General features: G+C 49.9%; 5 protein-coding genes. All 5 read left to right on the plus strand.

Annotated features, from left to right (window positions below; all coding sequences use genetic code 11):
- Positions 1 to 28 precede the first annotated feature (28 nt).
- Positions 29 to 1,201 (plus strand): multidrug efflux MFS transporter periplasmic adaptor subunit EmrA, encoded by a 1,173-nt coding sequence (emrA, locus tag A7Z29_RS19300; RefSeq protein ID WP_032226033.1) that lies wholly within the window; start codon positions 29 to 31, stop codon positions 1,199 to 1,201.
- A gap of 16 nt (positions 1,202 to 1,217) precedes the next feature.
- On the plus strand, positions 1,218 to 2,756 hold the full coding sequence (gene emrB, locus A7Z29_RS19305) for a multidrug efflux MFS transporter permease subunit EmrB (RefSeq protein ID WP_001516928.1): 1,539 nt from the start codon (positions 1,218 to 1,220) through the stop codon (positions 2,754 to 2,756).
- Between the two features lie 257 nt (positions 2,757 to 3,013).
- Entirely contained in the window at positions 3,014 to 3,721 is a 708-nt protein-coding gene (locus tag A7Z29_RS19310; protein ID WP_105290657.1) for an RNA ligase family protein, read from the plus strand.
- A complete protein-coding gene (locus tag A7Z29_RS19315) occupies positions 3,718 to 4,830 on the plus strand; it encodes an ATP-binding protein (RefSeq protein WP_000638289.1) in 1,113 nt (370 codons plus the stop codon). Before A7Z29_RS19310 ends, A7Z29_RS19315 begins: the two co-directional genes overlap by 4 nt.
- Positions 4,831 to 5,388: 558 nt before the next feature.
- A partial coding sequence (locus A7Z29_RS19320) for an autotransporter outer membrane beta-barrel domain-containing protein (protein ID WP_105290659.1) occupies positions 5,389 to 7,288 on the plus strand: 1,900 nt, incomplete at its 3' end.

A 7,288-nucleotide genomic window follows, 5' to 3' on the forward strand; every position in this document is an offset into this window, starting at 1 on the left:
ATGAGTTAAGAAGATCGTGGAGAACAATATGAGCGCAAATGCGGAGACTCAAAACCCGCAGCAACCGGTAAAGAAGAGCGGCAAACGTAAGAGTCTGCTCCTCCTTCTCACCTTGCTCTTTATCATTATTGCCGTAGCGATAGGAATTTATTGGTTTTTGGTACTGCGTCATTTTGAAGAGACCGATGACGCATACGTGGCAGGGAATCAGATTCAAATTATGTCTCAGGTGTCTGGCAGCGTGACGAAAGTCTGGGCTGATAACACCGATTTTGTAAAAGAAGGCGATGTGCTGGTCACTCTCGACCCGACAGATGCTCGCCAGGCGTTTGAAAAAGCCAAAACTGCACTGGCTTCCAGCGTTCGCCAAACCCACCAGCTGATGATTAACAGCAAGCAGTTGCAGGCGAATATTGAGGTGCAAAAAATCGCCCTCGCTAAAGCACAGAGCGACTACAACCGCCGTGTGCCGCTGGGCAATGCCAACCTGATTGGTCGCGAAGAACTGCAACACGCCCGCGACGCCGTCACCAGCGCCCAGGCGCAACTGGATGTCGCCATTCAACAATACAATGCCAATCAGGCGATGATTCTGGGAACTAAACTGGAAGATCAGCCTGCCGTGCAACAGGCCGCTACTGAAGTACGTAACGCCTGGCTGGCGCTGGAACGTACCCGTATTGTCAGCCCAATGACCGGCTATGTCTCCCGCCGAGCCGTTCAGCCTGGTGCGCAAATTAGCCCAACGACGCCGCTGATGGCGGTCGTTCCGGCTACCAATATGTGGGTGGATGCCAACTTTAAAGAGACGCAGATTGCCAATATGCGCATCGGTCAGCCGGTCACTATCACCACTGATATTTACGGCGATGATGTGAAATACACCGGTAAAGTGGTCGGTCTGGATATGGGTACAGGTAGCGCGTTCTCGCTGCTTCCGGCGCAAAATGCCACCGGTAACTGGATCAAAGTCGTTCAGCGTCTGCCTGTTCGTATTGAACTGGACCAAAAACAGCTTGAGCAATACCCACTGCGCATCGGTTTGTCCACGCTGGTGAGCGTCAATACCACTAACCGTGACGGTCAGGTACTGGCAAACAAAGTACGTTCTACGCCGGTCGCGGTAAGTACCGCGCGTGAAATCAGCCTGGCACCTGTCAATAAACTGATCGACGATATCGTAAAAGCTAACGCTGGCTAATCCAGAGGTGCGTGTGATGCAACAGCAAAAACCGCTGGAAGGCGCGCAACTGGTCATTATGACGATTGCGCTGTCACTGGCGACATTCATGCAGGTGCTGGACTCCACCATTGCTAACGTGGCGATCCCCACTATCGCCGGGAATCTGGGCTCATCGCTCAGCCAGGGAACGTGGGTGATCACCTCCTTCGGGGTGGCAAACGCCATCTCGATCCCGCTTACCGGCTGGCTGGCAAAACGCGTCGGGGAAGTGAAGCTGTTCCTCTGGTCAACCATTGCCTTCGCCATTGCGTCGTGGGCGTGTGGTGTTTCCAGTAGTCTGAATATGCTGATCTTCTTCCGCGTGATTCAGGGGATTGTCGCCGGGCCGTTGATCCCACTTTCGCAAAGTCTGTTACTGAATAACTACCCGCCAGCTAAACGCTCGATCGCGCTGGCGTTGTGGTCGATGACGGTGATTGTCGCGCCAATTTGCGGCCCAATCCTCGGCGGTTATATCAGTGATAATTACCACTGGGGCTGGATATTCTTCATCAACGTGCCAATTGGCGTGGCGGTGGTGTTGATGACACTGCAAACCCTGCGCGGACGCGAAACCCGTACAGAAAGGCGGCGAATTGATGCCGTGGGGCTGGCGCTGCTGGTGATTGGTATCGGTAGCCTGCAAATTATGCTCGACCGGGGTAAAGAGCTGGACTGGTTCTCATCGCAAGAAATTATCATCCTCACCGTGGTGGCGGTGGTGGCTATCAGCTTCCTGATTGTCTGGGAGTTGACCGACGATAACCCGATAGTCGACCTGTCACTGTTTAAATCGCGCAACTTCACAATTGGTTGCTTGTGTATCAGCCTCGCCTACATGCTCTACTTCGGCGCCATTGTTCTGTTGCCGCAATTATTGCAGGAAGTCTACGGCTACACGGCAACCTGGGCAGGGCTGGCATCTGCGCCGGTAGGGATTATTCCGGTGATCCTGTCGCCAATTATCGGCCGTTTTGCGCATAAACTGGATATGCGTCGGCTGGTAACCTTCAGCTTTATTATGTATGCCGTTTGCTTTTACTGGCGTGCTTATACCTTTGAACCGGGTATGGATTTTGGTGCATCGGCCTGGCCGCAGTTTATCCAGGGCTTCGCGGTGGCCTGCTTCTTTATGCCGCTGACCACCATTACGCTCTCTGGTTTGCCGCCGGAACGACTGGCGGCGGCGTCGAGTCTCTCCAACTTTACGCGAACGCTGGCGGGGTCTATAGGGACATCAATCACTACGACTATGTGGACTAACCGCGAGTCACTGCACCATGCGCAGTTGACCGAATCAGTGAATCCGTATAACCCGAACGCCCAGGCGATGTACCATCAACTGGAAGGGCTGGGAATGACGCAACAGCAAGCTTCCGGCTGGATTGCCCAGCAGATCACTAATCAGGGGTTGATTATTTCCGCCAATGAGATCTTCTGGATGTCAGCCGGGATATTCCTCGTCCTGCTGGGGCTGGTGTGGTTTGCCAGGCCGCCATTTGGCGCAGGTGGCGGCGGAGGCGGTGCGCACTGATGTTGTCAAAGGGAGCTGCGGCTCCCTTTTTATTTGCTCATTCTGCAAACGGTTGTTTTATCCACTCAATCGGTGTATCTTCTCGCCGCCTCACACTCTTCCATTCACCATTAACCGGTTCTGAACATTCGTTCAGGTTGTTAATTCTCTTTTCCCTTCGCCCTCACTTTCGCGGGTGATACTTACATTTTTCTTTTAACCCCAAAACTCGCACCCTCGCGGGCGTACATTTATTACACACCAAATAATGGATTATTATGAATACCCAACGTAAATACGGGAGAACCTGGCACTACCCTTTCTCCCCTGGCACCACCAGCGATGATCGCATTAACGCCAGTTACTGGCAAGATATGCAGGCAATTTCGCAACTGGTACATACTGAAAAACTCGACGGCGAAAATAACTGTCTTAATCGCTTCGGCGTGTTTGCCCGTTCCCATGCAGCCCCTACGGAATCGGCATGGAGCTATAAGATTCGCCAACGCTGGCAACTACTGAAAAACGATCTCGGCGATCTGGAGTTGTTTGGCGAAAATCTTTATGCCGTTCACTCCATTGAATACCGGGCACTGGAGCAGGATTTTTATCTGTTTGCCGTTCGCTGTCAGGACATGTGGTTAAGCTGGGAAGAAGTTCAGTTTTACGCCGCCTTGTTTGATTTCCCCTGCGTCCCGGAAATTTCCGGCCCGCAGCCGGGGAATGATGAAAAAAGCTGGCAACATGATTTTCTGGCGCTGACCTGTGAGCGCGGCGCGTTCGATCCCTGGGATACGCAAACCGGGCAACCCTGTACGCTGGAAGGCATTGTCAGCCGAAATCGCGACGCATTTCCCGTTGCCGATTTTCCCCATAATGTATTCAAGTACGTGCGCAAAAATCATGTCAAAACCAGCGAACACTGGAATCGCCACTGGCGTCGGGCGCGGATGGCACATGAGTTCGCTTATGGAGAACAGTCATGATTTGGCGACTTACCGACGATAAACGCTGGTCGACACTTCGCCAGCGTTTTAGCTGGGTTGAGGAGATGCATCACACGCCACAAGACCCGGAGCATCATGGTGAAGGTGACGTCGGCGTGCATACCGAAATGGTGCTTAACGCCCTCGTTACTCTGCCAGAATTTCAGCAACTCCCCGCTCAACAGCAGGAAGTTTTATGGGCGGCGGCGTTATTGCATGATGTTGAAAAGCGCAGCACTACCGTGCAGGAAAACGGACGTATTCAGTCGCCTGGCCACGCTCGTCGGGGCGAACTGACGGCCCGACAAATTTTATGGCGCGATATCCCCACACCATTTGTGCTGCGCGAGCAAATCGTTGCACTGGTGCGTCTGCATGGGTTACCGCTATGGTTACTGGAACGTCCGGAACCGGAGCGTTTACTGCTCACTGCTGCGATGCGCGTCGACACGCGTCTGCTCGCCCTGCTTGCCCGTGCCGATCTGCTTGGTCGTCATTGCCCTGATAAGCAGTCAATGCTGGAACGCATCGATCTGTTCGTGCTGTTTTGCCAGGAGCAACAATGCTGGGGAAAAGTGCGCCCATTCGTTTCTGATTCCGCACGCTGGCATTACCTGACCCATGAACAAAGTTCTCCCGATTTTGTTCCCTGGGAGGCTGAACATTTTGAAGTTACTTTGCTGTGTGGCTTACCGGGAATGGGCAAAGATCGCTATATCAGTGAACAGTGCCAGGGAATGGATGTTATCAGCCTTGATGACATGCGGCGGCGAATCAATGCCAGCCCGGACGACAAAACCGCCACCGGGCGTATTGTGCAACAGGCAAAAGAAGAGGCGCGCGTGCGACTTCGGCAAAAGAAGTCGTTTGTCTGGAATGCAACGAACATTACCCGCCAGCTGCGTAGCCAGCTTATCAGTCTGTTTACGGCTTACGGCGCACGAGTAAAAATCGTTTATCTGGAAGTGCCGTGGTCGCAATGGAAGCAGCAAAATGCCAGACGCGAGTATGCCGTTCCTGAAGCGGTGGTGATGCGGATGGCCTCAAGGCTGGAAGTTCCACAACCTGATGAAGCGCATAGCGTGGAATATCGGGTGACTGACAGGTAGAAAGCCGGAGAATTAAACACCTGCCCGATACGTTTATCGTATCGGGCAGATTTACATTGCCTGAGAAGAGAATACTTTTGCACTTTTCTTAATGAGGAAATATTTAATCTTATTATTTACGTGCATATAACCCATGCATGGAAACCAGACTTACATTATTTTTTGATAATAATCCTGGTGTTTTTTATATCTAAAAAGATGTGCAAACAATAAACATGCAATTAATCAGTTACTGTTACTAACCCCGCAAAATTCCGAAAAAACATCTTATTGATTTCCTTTGCTTTTTCTTTGCTCATTTTTATGCCTTAAGACATTTAAAAATTTCCGCTAAGTAAAATTATGCACCTTATTTTCACCCTAATGCCTAAACCATCAAAACAAATTAATATCAAATTAATCACAAATTAAACTGATTTATAATTATTGGCCTCACACACTACCCTTCATTTACAGAACAGCAACCTGATTCAGCGGCCTTAAAATCTAATTTTTTACGTAGTTACTGTGGATTCGCTATTTATCTTAAAATAAATCATAAGGATGAAAATTAACTTTATGAATATCAGACAGCATCCCTTGTCCACGCTGGCAATAGCTATTTCAACTGTGCTATCAATACCAATTTCTCAGGCATGGACACCACCAGCCACTATCAACAGCGATGTGACAATCAATAATAATGATGTCGTAACCTTATCTTCATCAGAAAATAACTCACCAGTATGGGACCAGTTTCGGTATCTTAATGTTGGAGCAACAAGTGCAGGAACGTTGAATATAGACGGGCGGGATCTGACTACTGCTAAAATCGTAATCGGTAATGCGACGTCAGGGACAATAAAATTAGAAAATAACACTCATCTGACGCTTAGTCATGCATCGCCTAATGAACGCGATATTTACCTGGGAACTAATGGCGGTTCAGGAACTTTAATGGTACTTAGCGGTAGTACTATCACCGATTTAAATGAATTCAGAATTGGTGAATTTAATTACCAGGCACAGGGGCAAGTCGTTATTGATGGTGAGGGATCATCCGTTGCCGCACGGTATGTGATGGTAGGCGATCAGGGGACGGGTAAACTCGAAATCACTCATGGCGGTCATCTTACAGCGTCAAAAGATATGATCATTGGCTTTAATGGAAATATGGAGAATTTTCAGGGAACGGGATACGGTGAAACGCTGGTTGATGGTGACAATTCTTCATTAGCCGTGAATGAGTTTATCTCCCTTGGGGGATTGGGCTCATTGCTGAACGAAGCAAAGGGTATTCTTACCGTGAGTAATAATGCCACGGTCAGCGCGAATCAATTTATCTGGCTTGGAATGGACGAAACCAGCACCGGTATTCTAAACATTGGTGGAGCGCAGGGAGAAGCCGAGCAAAAAGCGGGGGCAATTAAGACGCCGATTATCCATATGGGAAGCGAGGTCGGGGACAGTACTGCCCAGATTAATTTCAACCATTCCAGCGAAGATTTTATCCTGGCAGCAGATATCGTTGGCAAAGGCGAGGTTAACCAGGTAGGTTCCGGAGTCACGACGTTGGCTGGCGCAAATACCTATTCTGGCCAAACGAATATTAGTAAAGGCACCCTGCGCGCCGGTATCAACGATACCTTTAGTCCAAACTCCAGTTATGTCGTCTCCAGTGGAGGGAATATTGATTTAGCTGGTTTTTCACAAACCTTAAATGCGCTGGATTTGGCGGGTACGGCAACACTGTCGTCCTCAAAAAATGGCGACAAATTCACGCCTGCCACACTCACCATCAATGGCAATTACACCGCTAATAACGGTTTGTTAGTTATGCGTACCGCACTCGGCGATGATAATTCTGCGACCGATAAATTAATTGTAAAAGGCAACACGTCTGGTCATACCCGTGTGAGTGTTCATAATGCCGGTGGTCAGGGCGCCGATACGCTTGAAGGTATCCGCATTGTTGAAATAACGGGGGCATCAGAGGGTACGTTTAGTAAAGAAGGCCGTATTGTTGCCGGAGCCTATGATTACAACGTGACGAAAAGTGACGATCAGAACTGGTACTTAACCAGTGAAACCCCACTTATACCACCTGTTGACCCTGTAATACCTGATTCACCAGAGCCACCTGATACACCGACACCGGCTTCTCCTTATACCCCCGTTTCACCAGAACCACTACCAGAAAGAAAGCATCAGTATCGCCCGGAGATTAGTAGCTATCTGGCCAATATTCAGGCTGCAAATACGCTGTTTAATACCCGGCTGCATGACCGTCTGGGGGAAACACAGTACACCGACCTGCTAACCGGCGAGCAGAAAGTGACCAGTCTGTGGTTACGTAACATTGGCGGACATAACCGCTTTAAGGATCGCTCAGATGAACTGAGCACTCAGAGCAACCGTTATGTTCTGCAACTTGGCGGCGATCTTGCGCAATGGAGCAGTAACGCACTCGATCGCTGGC

The organism is Escherichia sp. MOD1-EC6842 (genome assembly GCF_002965705.1).
GTDB lineage: Bacteria > Pseudomonadota > Gammaproteobacteria > Enterobacterales > Enterobacteriaceae > Escherichia > Escherichia ruysiae.